Source organism: Micromonospora sp. U56 (assembly GCF_018070095.1).
GTDB classification, from domain to species: domain Bacteria; phylum Actinomycetota; class Actinomycetes; order Mycobacteriales; family Micromonosporaceae; genus Micromonospora; species Micromonospora purpureochromogenes.
In genome coordinates this window covers 13,359-30,176 of record NZ_JAGPYL010000016.1, presented here as the reverse complement: position 1 = coordinate 30,176, position 16,818 = coordinate 13,359, and the positions used below count along the sequence as shown (strand labels likewise).

Annotated in this window: 14 protein-coding genes; 7 read left to right on the top strand and 7 right to left on the bottom strand. The window is 73.6% G+C overall.

Features of this window, described 5'->3' with window-relative positions; translation table 11 throughout:
• Window positions 1-229: 229 nt before the first annotated feature.
• The 4 genes from KBX37_RS08625 (at window position 230) to KBX37_RS08610 (ending at window position 4,850) form a co-directional block, all read left to right on the top strand.
• Entirely contained in the window at window positions 230-1,189 is a 960-nt protein-coding gene (locus KBX37_RS08625) for an MmpS family transport accessory protein (RefSeq protein ID WP_210775388.1), read from the top strand.
• Between the two features lie 32 nt (window positions 1,190-1,221).
• Complete coding sequence (locus KBX37_RS08620) at window positions 1,222-2,415, top strand: pyridoxal phosphate-dependent aminotransferase (RefSeq protein WP_210775387.1); 1,194 nt, start codon at window positions 1,222-1,224, stop codon at window positions 2,413-2,415.
• The gene (locus KBX37_RS08615) at window positions 2,412-3,521 is read left to right on the top strand and encodes a low specificity L-threonine aldolase (RefSeq protein WP_210775386.1); all 1,110 of its coding nucleotides are present in this window, start codon (window positions 2,412-2,414) and stop codon (window positions 3,519-3,521) included. Before KBX37_RS08620 ends, KBX37_RS08615 begins: the two co-directional genes overlap by 4 nt.
• A 366-nt stretch (window positions 3,522-3,887) precedes the next feature.
• Entirely contained in the window at window positions 3,888-4,850 is a 963-nt protein-coding gene (locus KBX37_RS08610; RefSeq protein ID WP_247657449.1) for an aldo/keto reductase, read from the top strand.
• A 169-nt stretch (window positions 4,851-5,019) separates the two neighbouring features.
• Here the strand turns inward: KBX37_RS08610 and glmM are convergent, their stop codons facing one another.
• The 7 genes from glmM to KBX37_RS08575 all read right to left on the bottom strand — a co-directional run bounded on the left by glmM (window position 5,020) and on the right by KBX37_RS08575 (window position 10,520).
• Window positions 5,020-6,375 carry a phosphoglucosamine mutase gene (glmM, locus tag KBX37_RS08605; protein WP_210775385.1) on the bottom strand — a complete coding sequence of 452 codons (1,356 nt, stop codon included), beginning with the start codon at window positions 6,373-6,375 and terminating at the stop codon, window positions 5,020-5,022.
• A 113-nt stretch (window positions 6,376-6,488) separates the two neighbouring features.
• Window positions 6,489-6,953 carry a 30S ribosomal protein S9 gene (rpsI, locus tag KBX37_RS08600; RefSeq protein ID WP_088998399.1) on the bottom strand — a complete coding sequence of 155 codons (465 nt, stop codon included), beginning with the start codon at window positions 6,951-6,953 and terminating at the stop codon, window positions 6,489-6,491.
• Between the two features lie 20 nt (window positions 6,954-6,973).
• A complete protein-coding gene (rplM, locus tag KBX37_RS08595) occupies window positions 6,974-7,417 on the bottom strand; it encodes a 50S ribosomal protein L13 (RefSeq protein WP_154941857.1) in 444 nt (147 codons plus the stop codon).
• 191 nt (window positions 7,418-7,608) lie between these two features.
• On the bottom strand, window positions 7,609-8,991 hold the full coding sequence (locus KBX37_RS08590; protein WP_374103701.1) for a nitrate/nitrite transporter: 1,383 nt from the start codon (window positions 8,989-8,991) through the stop codon (window positions 7,609-7,611).
• A gap of 124 nt (window positions 8,992-9,115) precedes the next feature.
• A complete protein-coding gene (locus KBX37_RS08585) occupies window positions 9,116-9,409 on the bottom strand; it encodes a type II toxin-antitoxin system PemK/MazF family toxin (RefSeq protein WP_088960296.1) in 294 nt (97 codons plus the stop codon).
• Window positions 9,399-9,656, bottom strand: a complete 258-nt coding sequence (locus KBX37_RS08580; protein WP_154941856.1) for a DUF6364 family protein — start codon at window positions 9,654-9,656, stop codon at window positions 9,399-9,401. Before KBX37_RS08580 ends, KBX37_RS08585 begins: the two co-directional genes overlap by 11 nt.
• Before the next feature lie 162 nt (window positions 9,657-9,818).
• Window positions 9,819-10,520 carry a class I SAM-dependent methyltransferase gene (locus KBX37_RS08575; RefSeq protein WP_210775383.1) on the bottom strand — a complete coding sequence of 234 codons (702 nt, stop codon included), beginning with the start codon at window positions 10,518-10,520 and terminating at the stop codon, window positions 9,819-9,821.
• Window positions 10,521-10,666: 146 nt separating this feature from the next.
• Here KBX37_RS08575 and KBX37_RS08570 point away from each other — a divergent pair, with 146 nt between their 5' ends.
• From KBX37_RS08570 to nirB, 3 genes are read left to right on the top strand one after another with little or no spacing between them, the layout of a single operon-like run.
• Window positions 10,667-12,775 (top strand): molybdopterin oxidoreductase family protein, encoded by a 2,109-nt coding sequence (locus KBX37_RS08570; RefSeq protein WP_210775382.1) that lies wholly within the window; start codon window positions 10,667-10,669, stop codon window positions 12,773-12,775.
• Window positions 12,772-14,202, top strand: coding sequence for an FAD-dependent oxidoreductase (locus KBX37_RS08565; protein WP_210775381.1), 1,431 nt, complete (start codon window positions 12,772-12,774; stop codon window positions 14,200-14,202). The genes KBX37_RS08570 and KBX37_RS08565 overlap by 4 nt, the downstream gene beginning before the upstream one ends.
• Window positions 14,203-14,258: 56 nt before the next feature.
• Window positions 14,259-16,790: a nitrite reductase large subunit NirB gene (gene nirB / locus KBX37_RS08560; RefSeq protein ID WP_210775380.1), complete on the top strand. Its 2,532-nt coding sequence runs from the start codon at window positions 14,259-14,261 to the stop codon at window positions 16,788-16,790.
• The last annotated feature ends 28 nt before the right edge of the window (window positions 16,791-16,818 follow it).

The following is a 16,818-nucleotide window of genomic DNA, read 5'->3' as shown; positions in this document are numbered from 1 at the left end:
ACCCAGTTTCGCTCATCACGCGTGCGCGGAAGTCGGCTAAACAATCACTGAATTTGAGCGATCGGCCGGTAACGGGGGTCCTGCGGACAACCCTGCCCCGCCGTCCGTGCGGGCCACGGGGGCCGACGGGGTTGCGGGCCCGCCCCCGGTACGACAGTCTCTCGGCGGATCCGGCACGTCCCTCGGGCGGCCCGTTCGTCCCGTTCCCCCTCGCCGTTCCGGAGCAGCCATGTCCGACCCGTCCTCGCCCGACCCGTCCTCGCCCGAGCCGTCGCCGCCCGCACCGCAGGCTTCCGAGCCGTCGCCCGCCGCCCCGGTCGAGCCGTCGACCCCGACGGGTGGCACGGGGTCCGCCCCGGCCGACCCGACCGCCCCACCGGCCCCCTCGCCGTCCACCTGGACGCCGCCGGACCCGCTGGCCGCGCCGCAGCCCTGGACGGCGCCGGAGCCCTGGGCGGCCCGGCCGGCCGCACCCCGGCCCGCGACGCCCCCCGCCGGGCCGCACGCCCCACCCGCCGCGCCCGGCGGCGCTCTCGGCGGCGCACCCGGCGGCCCGGTCGGACCGGGTACGCCGCCCGCCGGCTGGCCCCCGGCCGGGTACCCGTCGCCCTACCCGCCGTCCGGCTATCCGCCGCCCTACGCGTACCCCGGGTACCGGCCGGCACCCGACCCGGCTCAGGGACGGCGGGTCGTGGGCATCGTCATCGCCGTCGTCGCGGTGCTCGTCCTGGGCGTGTGCGGGTGCGTGGGGGTGGGCAGCGCGCTGGTCGGGCGGTACACCCCGACCGCCGACGATCCGTACTACGACGACCCGGACCCGTACTACGACGACGACTACGACGAGGAGAGCGCCGCCCCGACCTGGACGCCGCCCACCCCCAGCGAACCGGCGACGGCGGCCGCCACGCCGTCGACCGGCCGCGGCCGGTTCGTGGTGTCGTACGAGGTGACCGGCGAGGGGCGCGGCGACGTCCAGTACTACGACGCCAACGGCGAGTTCATCCGGCTCGAAGGCGTGCGGCTGCCCTGGCGGCAGCAGATCCGCACAGACGACCCGGAGCGGGTGCTGGTGATGGCCTGGAACAACGCCGACGAGGGAAGGGTCACCTGCTCCGCCCGGGTCGGCGACCGCCGGCCGGTGACCGACGCCGGCGAGCCGGGATACCAGGTCAGCTGCGGGGCCCACTGAGGTCGGTGCCGCGCGCCCGTAGGCTGGCCGGCGTGACGACGCCAGATGTCGACCCGCTCGTGGCCCGGATGCGTCCGTTCGGCACCACGATCTTCGCCGAGATGTCCGCGCTGGCCGTCCGCACCGGCGCGGTCAACCTCGGGCAGGGCTTCCCGGACAGCGACGGCCCGCCGGAGATGCTGGCGGCGGCGGCCGAGGCGCTGCGCGGCGGGCAGAACCAGTACCCGCCGGGCCCGGGCATCCCCGCGCTGCGCCGGGCCGTCGCCGACCACCAGCGCCGCTTCCACGGGCTGGAGTACGACCCGGACGGCGAGATCGTGGTCACCGCCGGCGCCACCGAGGCGATCGCCGCCAGCATCCTCGCCCTCTGCGAGCCCGGCGACGAGGTGGTCTGCTTCGAGCCGTACTACGACTCGTACGCGGCCTCCATCGCGCTGGCCGGCGCGGTCCGGCGGCCGGTGACCCTGCGTCCCGGCGACGACGGCCGGTACGCCTTCGACCCGGCGGCGCTGCGCGCCGCGTTCGGCCCGCGGACCCGGCTGGTGCTGCTGAACTCCCCGCACAACCCGACCGGGAAGGTGTTCACCCCCGACGAGCTGGCCCTGGTCGCCGAGCTGTGCCAGGAGCACGACGCGTACGCGGTCACCGACGAGGTGTACGAGCACCTGGTCTTCCCCGACGCCGCCGCGCCGCACGTGCCCCTGGCCACCCTGCCCGGGATGCGGGAGCGGACGCTGCGGATCTCGTCGGCGGGCAAGACCTTCTCCTGCACCGGTTGGAAGGTCGGCTGGGCCAGCGGCCCGGCTCCCCTGGTCTCGGCGGTGCTGCGGGTCAAGCAGTTCCTCACCTTCGTCAACGCGGCGCCGCTGCAACCGGCGGTCGCCGTGGCGCTGGCCCTGCCGGACTCCTACTTCACCGACTTCCAGGAGGGCATGCGCCGGCGCCGGGACCAGCTCGTCGCCGGGCTGACCGACGCGGGCTTCAACGCGCTGACCCCGGAGGGGACGTACTTCGTCACCGCCGACGTGACCGCGCTGGGCGGGCGGGACGGGGTGGAGTTCTGCCGGTCGCTGCCCGAGCGGTGCGGCGTGGTCGCGGTGCCCACCCAGGTCTTCTACGACGACCCCGAGGCGGGCCGGCGGCTGGTCCGGTTCGCCTTCTGCAAGCGTCCCGAGGTGCTCACCGATGCGGTCACCCGCCTGCGCCGACTGAAAGAGGCCCGATGACCGACGGGTACACCGAACGGGTCCGCCGGCTCACCGCGCTGCGCGGCTGCGACACCGTGCTCTCCGGGGCCCGGCCGCCCTCGGTCGTCGAGCAGCTCGACGCCATCCGCGCCGCCGCCTCCGACGAGCTGCTGCCGGACTTCTACGGCGAGGGCGGCGCGGTCGAGGCGCTGGAGCGCCGGGTGGCCGACCTGCTCGGAACGGAGGCGGCCGCCTTCTTCCCCACCGGCACGATGGCCCAGCAGGTCGCCATGCGGTACGGCGCCGAGGTGACCGGGCGCAGCGCGATCGGCCTGCACCCGCTGAGCCACCCGCTGGTGCACGAACGGGACGCGTACGCGGTGCTCGGCGGGCTGCGGGCGGTGCTCACCACGACGGCCCCGCGCAACCCGACCGCCGAGGAGGTCGCCGCGCTCGACGAGCCGGTCGGCAGCCTGCTGCTCGAACTGCCACTGCGCGACGCGGGTTTCGTGCTGCCGACCTGGGACGAGCTGGTGGCGGTGGTCGGGGCGGCCCGGGACCGGGGCGCCGGGGTGCACTTCGACGGTGCCCGGCTCTGGGAGTCCACCGTCCACCTCGGTCGGTCCCTGGCCGAGATCGCGGCCCTCGCCGACAGCGTCTACGTCTCGTTCTACAAGTCCCTCGGCGGCCACGCCGGCGCCGTGCTGGCCGGCCCGGCCGACCTGGTCCGCTACGCGCGGGCCTGGCGGCACCGGTACGGCGGCACCGTCTTCCAGCAGTGGCCGGCGGCGCTGGCCGCCCTCGCCGGCCTGAACGGGAAGCTGCCGCGGCTGGCCAGCTACGTCGGGCACGCGAAGGTGGTGGCCGCGGCGCTGGCCGGCCTGCCCGGCGCGCGGGTGTACCCAGCACCGCCGCACACCCACCAGTTCCGGCTGTGGCTGCCGCATCCGGCGGGCGCGCTGAACGACGCGAACCTCGCCCTCGCCGAGGAGGAGAAGGCGTGGTTCGTCGGCGGCTGGCAGGACACCGAGGTGCCGGGGCTGGCGATGGCCGAGGTCACGGTGGCCGGGCCGGCGACCGAGCTGGCCGCCGACCAGGTGGTCGAGCTGGGCGGGCGGTTCCTCCGCCGGGTCCGCACCGCCTGACGGCCGGCGGCCGGCCGCGCCGGGGAAGGTGGAGCGCGCAACTCAGCGGGCCGTGCACATCCGGCCCCCAGCACCTGCATCTCGGCTCCGTCCATTTTCCCCCGTTGTTCATTTCCGGTCGGCCCGCCGAGGTGTATGCGCGGTCCACCGCGGCACACCCGGCGCATCGATCGGCGGACAACATCGGCCGACCCGACAGTCGCGCCGCTCACCAGCGCAGATCCACTGCGGGTGAGAATTCCCCCGGCCGCAAATGACCATTCCCCGTCACGAGTGGCTGACGTCAATACCCTGTCACATTCTCACACCCGCATCCAATGATGTCGGGTGATAGGCTGACCCGAGCCCGATTGCAATCAATTCGGCATGGGGGAGAAGATGCGCTACGCACGGCTCGGCGGCGACGGTCCGCAAATACGAGCCATCGGCCTCGGCTGCATGGGGATGTCCTGGGGATACGACGAGGACGGGCGCGACGACGACCATTCCGTCGCGGTCATCCACCGGGCGATCGAGCTGGGCTGCAACCTTCTCGACACGGCGGACCTGTACGGCCCGTTCACCAACGAACGCCTGGTCGGCCGGGCGCTGCGCGGGCGCCGTGACCAGGTCGTGCTGGCGACCAAGGGCGGCCTGCTGGCCGACGGCAGCCGCGCGGTGCACCGCAACGGACGCCCCGAACACCTGCGGGCGGCGTGCGAGGCGAGCCTGCTCAGGCTGGGGGTGGACCATGTCGACCTCTACCAGCTGCACCGCGTCGATCCGGCCGTTCCGATCGAGGAGAGCTGGGGGACGCTGTCCGAGCTGGTGACCGAGGGCAAGGCCCGGATGATCGGGTTGTCCGAGGTGTCGGTCGACGAGATCCGGCGGGCCGAGGAGATCCACCCGGTCGCGAGCGTCCAGTCCGAGCTGTCCCTGTGGACGCGTGAGCCGCTGGATTCGGTCCTGCCGTACTGCACCGAGAAACAGATCACCTTTTTGCCGTTCGCGCCGCTCGGCCGCGGTTTCCTCACCGGTCGTTTCGCCGGCACCGCCGACCTGCCGGTCCGGGACGGCCGGCGCAACCTGCCACGTTTCCAACCAGATACAATTTCCGCAAATCAAGAAATCGCCCGGCGGATTGTTCGTATCAGTTCCGAAATGGGGTCGACACCTGCGCAGGCGGCGCTCGCCTGGCTACTGGCGCTCGCCGACAACGTGGTTCCCATTCCGGGCACGAAGACGCTCAGCCATGTGGAAGAAAACATGGCCGCGGATTCGATCACGCTGACTGCGGACGCGCGTTCGGCACTCGACGCCCTCCCCGAGCCCATGGGCACCAGGTACTGAGCCGGCACACATTCCGCGACGCAATTCGACGGCGGTTGTCGCCCCACATCATCGGGGCGGCAACCGTCGCGTCGTGGAGGACGTCACCTCGGCGACGGCGAGGACCCCAGCGCCTCTGAATGGCGCCGGGCCCGGCCGCGAGCCCTGAGCGCGCGGCCGGGCCGACCCGTCAGGCGGTCGGGCTGGCGGCGCGTACGTGCTCGGCGATCCGCTCGGCGACGCTCCGGGCGGTCGCCTCGGTGGCGGCCTCCACCATCACCCGCACCAGCGGCTCGGTGCCGGACGGGCGCAGCAGCACCCGGCCGGTCTCGCCCAGCTCTGCCTCGGCGCGCTCCACCTCGGCCCGTACCTCGGGGGCGCCGGCGCCGACGGTGCGGTCACCGACCGGCACGTTGATCAGCACCTGCGGCAGCTTCGTGACCACCGAGGCCAGCTCGGCCAGCGACTTGCCGGTGGCGGCGAGCCGCGACATCAGGTGCAGCCCGGTGAGCACGCCGTCGCCCGTGGTGGCGTACGCCGGCATGACGATGTGACCGCTCTGCTCGCCGCCGAGGGCCAGGCCGGAGGCGCGCAGTTCCTCCAGGACGTACCGGTCGCCGACCTTGGTCTCGATCAGCCGGATGCCCTCCGCGGACATCGCCAGGCGCAGGCCGAGGTTGCTCATCACGGTCGCGACCAGGGTGTCCTGGGCGAGCGTGCCGGCCTCCCGCATGGCGAGCGCGAGGATCGCCATCAGCTGGTCGCCGTCGACCTCATCGCCGTCGGCGGTCACCGCGACGCACCGGTCGGCGTCGCCGTCGTGCGCGATGCCCAGGTGGGCGCCGTGCTCGACGACGGCGGCGCGCAGCCCGTCGATGTGGTTGGAACCGCAGTCGTCGTTGATGTTGAGCCCGTCCGGCTCGGCGTGGATGGCGATCACCTCGGCGCCCGCCTCCCGGTACGCCACCGGGGCCACCTCGGCGGCGGCGCCGTTGGCGCAGTCCACCACCACCTTGATCCCGTCCAGCCGGTGCGGCACCGTGCCGACCAGGTGCTGCACGTAGTGGTCGGCGCCGTCGAGCAGGTCGTGCACCCGGCCGACGCCGGCGCCGATCGGCCGGTCCCAGGCGGTGGTGGCGTTCGCCTCGACGGCCGCCTCGATCCGCATCTCGATCTCGTCCGGCAGCTTGTGCCCGCCGGCAGCGAAGAGCTTGATCCCGTTGTCCGGCATCGGGTTGTGCGAGGCGGAGAGCATCACGCCCAGGTCGGCCTTGGCCTCGGCGGTGAGGAAGGCGACCGCCGGGGTCGGCAGCACGCCGACCCGGACCACGTTGGCCCCGGCGCTGGTGAGCCCGGCGACGACGGCCGCCTCCAGCATCTCGCCGCTGGCCCGGGTGTCCCGGCCAACCACGGCGAGCGGGGGATGCGTCTTGTCCGACTCGGCCAGCGTGTGTGCGGCGGCCACCGCCACCGCCAGCGCCAACTCGGGGGTGAGATCCGCGTTCGCCCGCCCGCGTACGCCGTCCGTGCCGAACAACCGGCCCATACCCGCCAACCTCCGATGAAAGGGTCCCAGGGGAAACGGCGAACGGCCGGGCCACCTCCCGTGTGGGGAGGCGATCCCGGCCGTCCGTCAGAAGTACAACGTGTCGCTGATGATCAGCGCTTCGAGTACTGAGGAGCCTTACGGGCCTTCTTGAGGCCGTACTTCTTGCTCTCCTTGACCCGGGCGTCCCGGGTCAGGAAGCCGGCCTTCTTCAGGGCCGGGCGGTCGTCCGGCTCGTTGACGATCAGCGCCCGGGCGATGGCCAGCCGCAGCGCACCGGCCTGGCCGGTGGTGCCGCCGCCACGCAGGTTGGCGATGACGTCGAACGCCTCGGGCTTCTCGGCGGTGACCAGCGGGTCCTTGATGAGCTGCTGGTGCACCTTGCTCGGGAAGTAGGCCTCGAGGTCCCGGCCGTTGCAGGTGATCTTGCCGCTGCCGGGGACGATGCGCACCCGGACGATGGCCTCCTTGCGCCGACCCACGGTCTGGATCGGGCGGTCACCACGAGGCGCGCGGGCGACGGGCGCCGGCGCCTCGGTGGCCTCGGGGGCGACCTCGGTCTCGGTGATGTCGGTCATGCTGCTTCCTTCGCCCGCGCTCACTGCGCGATCTGCTTGATCTCGAACGGCACCGGCTGCTGCGCGCCGTGCGGGTGCTCGGCACCGGCGTAGACCTTCAGCTTCTTGATGAGCTGACGACCGAGCTTGTTGTGCGGGAGCATGCCCTTCACGGCCAGCTCGATGGCCCGCTCGGGACGCTTGGTCAGCAGCTCGTCGTAGCCGACCTGCTTCAGACCACCCGGGTAACCGGAGTGGCGGTAGGCAATCTTGGTCTGACGCTTGTTGCCGGTCAGCGCAACCTTGCCCGCGTTCACGATGACGACGAAGTCGCCCGTGTCGACGTGCGGCGCGAAAGTCGGCTTGTGCTTGCCGCGCAGCAGCGTGGCGGCGTGGGTGGCCAGGCGGCCCAGCACGACATCAGAGGCGTCGATAACGTGCCACTGACGCTCGATCTCACCCGGCTTCGGGCTGTACGTACGCACAGGTCTACCTTGTCTCGTCGTCGGTCTGGGGTCGCGCGCCGAGGTGACCAGGCGCGCACGAACGACCAAGCGTACCTGATGCGGCACGCCTCTGGATGTCGTACAACAGCAGGCAACGATACCCGGCGCCCCGTCGGCAGGTCAAAACGGGGGGTCACCCAGCGTGGCTTGCGACGTGACGATGGTACAGGTCATACCCCGGCCAGCCGGCGCGGGCCCGGGCGCAGGTACACCGCCCAGGTCAGGGCGAAGCAGAGCGCGTACCAGCCGATGAAGGCCAGGTACGCCGCGTCGGCGTTGCCGGAGGTCAGGAACGACTGCCGGAAGGCGATGTTGACCAGCACCCCACCGGACGCGCCGACCGCCCCGGCGATGCCGATCAGCGACCCGGACAGCCGGCGGGCCCGCCGCTCGGCCGCCTCGGGGTCGCCGGTCAGCTCCCCCTCGGCCGCCGCCTTGGCGCGGAAGATCGCCGGGATCATCTTGTACGTCGACCCGTTGCCGATCCCGGAGAAGACGAAGAGTGCCAGGAACCCGGTCAGGTAGAGCGGGAACGACTGCTCCCGGGCCGCGTACAGCACCAGCCCGGCGCCCAGGGCCATCGCCACGAAGTTCCAGAAGGTGACCCGGGCGCCGCCGAGCCGGTCGGCCAACTGGCCGCCGAGCGGCCGGATCAGCGACCCGACCAGCGGGCCGAGGAAGGTCAGCCAGGCGGCGTCGACCGGGGTCGGAAAACGCTCGGCGAACTGGAGCTGGAGCACCTGCCCGAAGGCGAAGCCGAAGCCGATGAAGGAGCCGAAGGTGCCGATGTAGAGCAGCGACATCACCCAGGTGTGCGGTTGGCGGGCCGCCTCGCGCAGCGCGCCCGGCTCGTTGTGGGCGTTGGGGAGGTTGTCCAGCCAGCGCGCCGAGGCCAGCGCGGCCAGCACGATCAGCGGCAGGTATACCGCCGGCACCAGCCGGGGGTACGCCGCCCCCGCGGTGGCCAGCACGGCGAGCCCGACCAACTGCACCGCCGGCACGCCGAGGTTGCCGCCGCCGGCGTTGAGCCCCAGCGCGCGGCCCTTGAGCCGGTCCGGGAAGAAGAGGTTGATGTTCGCCATCGAGGAGGCGAAGTTGCCCCCGCCGACCCCGGTGAGGCAGGCCAGCACCATCAGCGTGGTGTACGACACTCCCGGTTCCAGCAGCACCGTCATCGGCACCGCCGGCACCAGCAGCAACAGGGCGCTGACGATGGTCCAGTTCCGGCCGCCGAAGCGGGCCACCGCCAGCGTGTAGGGCAGCCGCAGCACCGCGCCGAGCGCGGCCGGCACGGCGGTGAGCAGGAACTTCCCCGCCGGGTCGATGCCGTACGCGGGACCGAGGAAGAGCACGGTGACCGACCAGAGGCTCCACACGGAGAAGCCGATGTGCTCGGCGAAGATCGACACCCAGAGGTTGCGGCGGGCGATCGGCGCCCCGGTCGTACGCCAGAACGTGGGGTCCTCGGGGCGCCAGTCGTCGATCCGGTGCCGGCGCCCGGCGGCGGCCGTGGGGTCGGCGGGGGCTGTTGTCGTGGGGGCGAGCGTGCTCACGGCGGCTCCTCCTGGTCGATGTGACATCCAGGAGGTTAGGAACGGCCGGTTACCCGACGGTGCCTGTCGCGGGTCGTTCCGGAAACGGAGATCGCACGTCAGCCGACGGGCGGTGGTGAGGCGGTCAGAGCTGCTGGAGGATGCGCAGCGCCCGCCCCACCCGCTGCATGGTCTCGGTGTCGGCGACGTCGACGCACTCGGTGAACCACTTCTTCATCGGCGAGGAGAGCCGATCGGGCATCACCACGTAGCCGCCCATCGGCACGGCGAGCGGGGAGTCCCGCAGCAGCGCCGTCTCGACCACCTCGGCCACCATCACGATCGGCACGTCGGTGGAGTTGTAGACGTCGGTGCTGATCACCAGCCCGAGCCGTTCCCGGGCGCCCTCGATCCGCCAGATCTCGCCCCTACGCAGCACGCGGACGTCCGCCGAAGAGCGCGTCGTCGACCATGCCGACCTCCCGGGCGTCGGCCAGCGCGGCGGTCTCCAGGTCGAGCCCCGCCCGGCCGACCGCGGCGGCGTGCGCGGTGAAGACCTCGCGCAGCGCCTTCTCCCGGGCCGCCTGGTCCATCCACGCGGAGAGCGACAGCCCCTCGCGCTTGGCGAACCGGCGTGCCTCCTCGATCGTCTCGTCGGAGAACGACAGCGTCACCTTGGCAGTCATGCCGCTGAGACTACCCTCTGGTATGACCACCAGTCATCCCACCTCCCACCAGCCGACGAACCACCCAAACCGCCCCCCCTGAGCGCACTTTCAGAGAAGGAGTGGCCATTCCGCCTCGGATAGCCACTCCTTCTGTGAAAGTGCGGGGACTTGGGGGTGGGGTCAGGCGGGCGGGCGGGTGCCGCCGAAGACGGCGAACCGCCACGCCTTGAAGAAGCAGTCCACGTCGACCAGCCCGGCCTCGGCGAGCCACCGGCACTGCGCCGCCACCGGCGCCGGCCGGTCGTGCCGCATCCGCTCCCGGGCGGCGGCCAGTTCCGCGTCGTCGGACCCGAGCGCGGTGGCCTGGGCCACCCAGACCTCGTCGTAGCGGCGGTCTAGGCCGGGGGTCGGGCCGGCGACCTGTTCGGCGTTGACGAACACCCCGCCGGGCGTCAGCGCCGCGGCGGCGCGCCGGTAGAGGGCGCGCTTGCCGTCGTCGTCGAGGTGGTGGACGGCCAGGGCGGAGACCACCGCGTCGTACCGGCCGGCGGGGAGCGGATCGGCCAGGTCGGCGACCACCGTCCGGTGCGGCACGCCCCGGGCGGCCAGCGCGTCGGCGGCCACCGCCAGCATCCGCGGGGCGCCGTCGAGCAGGGTCACCCGGACCCCGGGCAGCGCCGCGGTGAGCAGCAGCGAGAGCAGCCCGGTGCCCGCGCCCAGGTCCAGCACCTCGGGGGTACGCCCTGCGGCCAGCGCGGCCCGCAGCGGCACGGCTGCCACCTCCACCGCGGTGCCGTAGAAGTCGTCGAAGCGCGGCACCAGGCGCCGTCTGGCCTGGTCGTAGCTGCCGGCCACCGCGTCGAACGCCACCGTCACGCTCATCGTCGCCTCCCATATTTCAGGACGGTTGTCCCGTATTCTAGACCCGCCGACCGGCCGGCTGCCCCGGGTCGGTGTGAGGCGCTCTTGACAGGACCGAAACAGACGGGACCCGGACCGGAAACCGCCCCCCGGCACGCTTCACTGGCATGACAGACCGTGCCCGCTCCGCGACCCGATCGGGGGGCGACCCCCGGCAGGCGGAGACGCACTGCCCGTACTGCGCCCTGCAGTGCGGGATGGTCCTGCGCGAGACCGGCGACCGGGTGGAGGTGCTCCCCCGCCAGTTCCCCACCAACCGGGGTGGGCTGTGCCAGAAGGGCTGGACCGCCGCCGAGCTGCTGGACCACCCGGACCGGCTGACCACCCCCCTGGTGCGCGACCCGGCCACCGGCGAGCTGCGCCCGGCGACCTGGGCCGCCGCGCTCGACCGGATCGCCGCCGGCATCCGCGCCGTCCAGGCCGGACACGGCCGGGACGCGGTGGCGGTCTTCGGCGGCGGCGGGCTCACCAACGAGAAGGCGTACGCGCTCGGCAAGTTCGCCCGGGTGGCGCTACGTACCCGGCACATCGACTACAACGGCCGGTGGTGCATGTCCTCCGCCGCCGCGGCCGGGATCCGCGCCTTCGGCGTCGACCGGGGGCTGCCCTTCCCGCTGGCCGACCTCGGCCGGGCGGAGACCCTGCTGCTGGTCGGCGCCAACCCGGCGGAGACCATGCCACCGCTGATGCGCCACCTCGCCGACCAGCGGGAACGCGGCGGACGCCTGATCGTCATCGACCCCCGGGTCACCGCCACCGCCCGGCAGGCCGACCTGCACCTGCAACCGCTGCCCGGCACCGACCTGGCGGTGGCCAACGCGCTGCTGCACATCGCGCTCACCGAGGGCCTCATCGACAAGGACTACGTCGCCGCCCGGACCACCGGCTTCGACGAGGTACGCCGTACCGTGGCCGGCTACTGGCCGGCGGAGGTGGAACGGCTCTCCGGAGTGCCGGTGGCCGACCTGGAGGCGACCGCCCGCGCGCTGGCCACCGCCGGCAGCGCGATCATCCTCACCGCCCGGGGCGCGGAGCAGCACGCCAAGGGCGTCGACACCGTCAGCGCCTTCGTCAACCTGGCGCTCGCCCTCGGCCTGCCCGGCCGGCCCGGCTCCGGCTACGGCTGCCTGACCGGCCAGGGCAACGGCCAGGGCGGCCGGGAACACGGGCAGAAGGCCGACCAGCTGCCCGGGTACCGGAAGATCGACGACCCGGCGGCCCGGGAGCACGTGGCGGGCGTGTGGGGCGTCGATCCCGAGGACCTGCCCGGGCCGGGCGTGCCGGCGTACCAGCTGCTGGAGTCGCTCGGCACCCCGGGCGGTCCCCGGGCGATGCTGGTCTTCGGCTCCAACCCGGTGGTCTCCGCGCCCCGGGCGGCCCTGATCGAGTCCCGACTGCGCGGGCTCGACCTGCTGGTGGTGGCCGACTTCCTGCTCTCCGAGACGGCCGCCCTCGCCGACGTGGTGCTGCCCGTCGCGCAGTGGGCCGAGGAGGACGGCACGATGACCAACCTGGAGGGTCGGGTGCTGCGCCGCCGGGCGCTGCGCGAGCCGCCGCCCGGGGTCCGGAGCGACCTTGCGGTCCTCACCGAGCTGGCCAACCGGCTGGACGCCCCGGCGTCCTTCCCGACCGACCCGGCCGAGGTCTTCACCGAGCTGCGCCGGGCCTCGGCCGGCGGCGTCGCCGACTACGCCGGGGTGAGCTGGGAGCGGATCGAGGCCGACGAGGGCGTCTTCTGGCCCTGCCCCGACCCGGCCGGGCCGGACACGCCCCGGCTCTTCGCCGACTCCTTCCCCACCCCGGATGGCCGGGCCCGGTTCCAGCCGGTGACCCACCGGCCCGCCGCCGAGCCGGTCTGCACCGACTATCCGCTGCACTTCACCACCGGTCGGGTGCTCGCCCAGTACCAGTCCGGCACCCAGACCCGGCGGGTCGCCGCGCTGCGCCGGGCCGCCCCGGGCGGCTTCGTCGAGCTGCACCCCGACCTGGCCGCCCGGCTCGGCGTGGCCGAGGGCGACCAGGTACGGGTCGCCTCCCGCCGGGGCGAGCTGCGGGCGCCGGCCCGGCTCACCCCGACGATCCGGCCGGACACCGTCTTCGCGCCGTTCCACTGGGGCGGCGCGGCCCGGGCCAACTCCGTGACCAGTGACGCGACGGACCCGGTCTCCGGGATGCCCGAATTCAAGATCTGCGCCGTACGGGTGGAGAAGGCATGAATGTGGTCATCGTGGGATACGGCATGGCCGGGTCCCGGCTCGCCGCCGAACTGCACGCCCGGGACGGGGACCTGAAGGTCGTCGTGCTCGGGGCGGAGCCGCACCGGGCGTACAACCGGATCATGCTCTCCACCCTGCTGGCGGGGAAGGTCGCCGAGCCGGACGTGGAGCTGGCCGAGGTGGCCGGGCAGGGCGTCGACGTGCGTACCGGCGTGCAGGTGACCTCGATCGACCGGGACGCCCGCGTGGTCCACACCGACGACGGCGACCGGATCCCCTACGACCACCTGGTGCTCGCCACCGGCAGCCGGGCCATCGTGCCGCCGCTGCCCGGCCTGGACCCGGCCGACCTGCCGGAGCGGGTGGTCCCGTTCCGCACGCTGGACGACTGCCGGCGGATCCTCGCCGCCGCCGAGGGTGCCCGCAGCGCCCTGGTGCTCGGCGGCGGGCTGCTCGGGCTGGAGGCGGCGCGCGGGCTCGCCGCCCGGGGGCTCGACGTCGGCGTGGTGCACCCGGTGCCGTACCTGATGGAACGCCAGCTCGACCCGACCGGCGCGGCCGTGCTGGCCAATACCCTCGCCGGCCTCGGGGTGACCACCCACCTGTCCGTCGCGGCCACCGGCGTGGCGGCGGACGCCGACGGGGTGCGCCTCGACCTGGCCGACGGCCGGTCGCTCTCCGCCGACCTGCTGGTGATCTCCTGCGGGGTACGCCCCGACACCGCGCTGGCCGCCGCGGCCGGGCTGGACGTGGACCGGGGCGTGGTGGTCGACGACCAGCTCCGCACCGGCGACCCCCGGATCTCGGCGATCGGCGACTGTGCCCAGCACGACGGCACGCTGACCGGGCTGGTCGCGCCGGCCTGGGCGCAGGCCCGAGTGCTGGCCCAGGCGCTCACCGGCGAGGACCCGGCCGCCCGGTACCGGCCCCGGCCGGTGGTGACCCGGCTGAAGGCGGCCGGCATCGACCTCGCCGCGATGGGCGACCCCGCCGACGGCCCGGGCGAGGAGCTGACCTTCGCCGACCCGGCCCGGGGCACGTACGCCCGGCTGCGCATCCACGAGGAGCGGCTGACCGCCGCGATCCTGCTCGGGGACAACCCGTCGGTCGGCACGGTGGTGCAGCTCTTCGACCGGGGCGCGCCGGTGCCGGCCGACCGGCGGGCGCTGCTGCTGGGCCGCGCGCTGGGCGGGACCGCGGCGGCGCCGGCGGAGTCCCCGGCGCTGATGCCGGACGCGGCCACCGTCTGCCAGTGCAACGACGTGCGCAAGGGCGCGCTGGTCGCCTGCTGGCGGGCCGGGGCCCGGACGGTGGACGAGGTGGTGGCGACGACCCACGCGGCCACCGGCTGCGGCGGCTGCCGGGACGCGGTCGCCGGCATCGTCGACTGGCTGTCCGAGGCGGACTCGGTGGGGGCGAACCGATGACCGGACGGAAAGCGATCGACCGAACTGACGTGACAGGACCGCGAGGAGGTGACGCGATGACCGGCGGACGATTGGTCGTCGTCGGCAACGGCATGGTCGGACAACGGTTCGTCGAGGCGCTGCGCGCCCGCGACCACGACCGGCGGTGGCGGGTGACGGTGCTCGCCGAGGAACACCGGGCGGCGTACGACCGGGTGCGGCTCTCGGCGTTCTTCGACGGGGTGGGTGCCGACGAGCTGAACCTGCACACCCCCGACGACGGGGTCGACCTGCGCCTCGGCGAGGCCGTCACCGGCGTCGACCGGGAACGGCGGGTGGTGACCACCGCGGCCGGCGAGCACCCGTACGACGCGCTGGTGCTGGCCACCGGGTCGTACCCGTTCGTGCCGCCGGTGGACGGCGCGGCGCTGCCCGGGGTCTTCGTCTACCGCACCCTGGACGACCTGGAGGCGATCCGGGCGCACGCCCGGGGTCGGCGTACCGGCGCGGTGATCGGCGGCGGCCTGCTCGGCCTGGAGGCGGCCAACGCCCTGCGCCTGCTCAGCCTGGCCACCCACGTGGTCGAGTTCGCGCCCCGGCTGATGCCGGTGCAGGTCGACGAGGCGGGCGGCGCGATGCTGCGCCGCTACGTCGAGGAGCTGGGGGTCACCACCCACCTCGGGGTGGCCACCACCGCGCTGTGCCCCGGCCCGGACGGCGTCGTGGCCGGGCTGGAGCTCTCCGACGGCAGCAGGGTCGACGCGGAACTCGTGGTGGTGGCCGCCGGCATCCGCCCCCGCGACGAGCTGGCCCGGGCCGCCGGGCTGGCGCTGGGCCCGCGCGGCGGGGTGCTGGTCGACGCGACCTGCCGCAGCGACGACGAGCGGATCTGGGCGGTGGGCGAGTGCGCGGCGGTCGACGGCACCTGCCACGGCCTGGTCGCCCCCGGGTACGCGATGGCCGAGGTCGTCGCCGACCGGCTGCTCGGCGGGTCGGCGACCTTCCCCGGGGCGGACACCGCCACCAAGCTCAAGCTGCTCGGCGTGGACGTGGCCTCGTTCGGCGACGCGCACGGCACGACGCCGGGCTGCCTGGACGTGACCTTCACCGACCCGGCCACCCGGTCGTACGCGAAGCTGGTCCTCTCCGACGACGCGCAGACGCTGCTCGGCGGCGTGCTGGTCGGGGACGCGAGCGCCTACCCCACGCTGCGGGCCAGCGTCGGCGGGCCGCTGCCCGCTCCCCCGCTGGCGCTGCTGGCCCCGGCCGGCGGGGCGGGCGCCGGGGCCGCGGCGCTGCCCGGCGCGGCGCAGGTCTGCTCCTGCAACGCGGTGACCCGCGACGACATCGACACCGCGATCGCCGGCGGCGCGACGGACGTGCCGGCGCTGAAGGCGTGCACCCGGGCCGGCACCAGCTGCGGATCGTGCGTGCCGATGCTCAAGCAGTTGCTCGACGCGGCCGGGGTGAAGCAGTCCACGGCGCTCTGCGAACACTTCGACGCCAGCCGGCAGGAACTCTTCGACATCGTCCGGGTGCGCGGCATCCGCACCTTCTCCGCGCTCATCGCCGAGCACGGGCGGGGACGCGGCTGCGACATCTGCAAGCCGGTGGTGGCCTCGATCCTGGCCTCGCTGGGCACCGGGCACGTGCTCGACGGCGAGCAGGCCTCGTTGCAGGACACCAATGACCACTTCCTGGCCAACCTGCAACGCGACGGCAGCTACTCGGTGGTGCCCCGGATCCCCGGCGGGGAGATCACCCCGGAGAAGCTGATCGTGATCGGTGAGGTGGCCCGCGACTTCCGGCTCTACACCAAGATCACCGGCGGGCAGCGGATCGACCTGTTCGGCGCCCGGGTCGAGCAACTGCCGCAGATCTGGCGCCGGCTGGTCGACGCGGGCTTCGAGTCCGGCCACGCGTACGGCAAGGCGCTGCGGACGGTGAAGTCCTGCGTCGGCGAGACCTGGTGCCGGTACGGGGTGCAGGACTCGGTCGGCCTGGCCATCGCGCTGGAGCTGCGCTACCGGGGCCTGCGCGCTCCCCACAAGATCAAGTCGGCGGTCTCCGGCTGCGCCCGGGAGTGCGCCGAGGCCCGCAGCAAGGACTTCGGCATCATCGCCACCGACACCGGCTGGAACCTCTACGTCGGCGGCAACGGGGGCTTCCGGCCCCGGCACGCCGACCTCTTCGCCACTGATTTATCCACAGAAGCACTGATTCGACTAATCGATAGATTTTTAATGTATTACATCCGCACCGCCGACCGGCTGCAACGCACCGCCGCCTGGATCGAGGCGATGGACGGCGGCCTCGACCACCTGCGCTCGGTGATCGTGGACGACTCGCTCGGGCTCTGCGCCGAACTCGACGCGGCGATGGCCCGGCACGTGGCGGCCTACTCCGACGAGTGGCGCGACGTCCTCGACGACCCGGAGCGGCTGCGCCGCTTCACCTCCTTCGTCAACGCCCCGGACGTGCCCGACCCGTCGATCAGCTTCGCCGTCGAGCGCGGGCAACCGGTGCCCGCGCGCGGCGCACCACCCACCCCGGCGACCGACCGCCGCCGCCAGCCGGTCGCCCTCGGCCTTCCGGAGGTACGGCGATGAGCCCGACGAGCACCGTGGACGGAGGCAG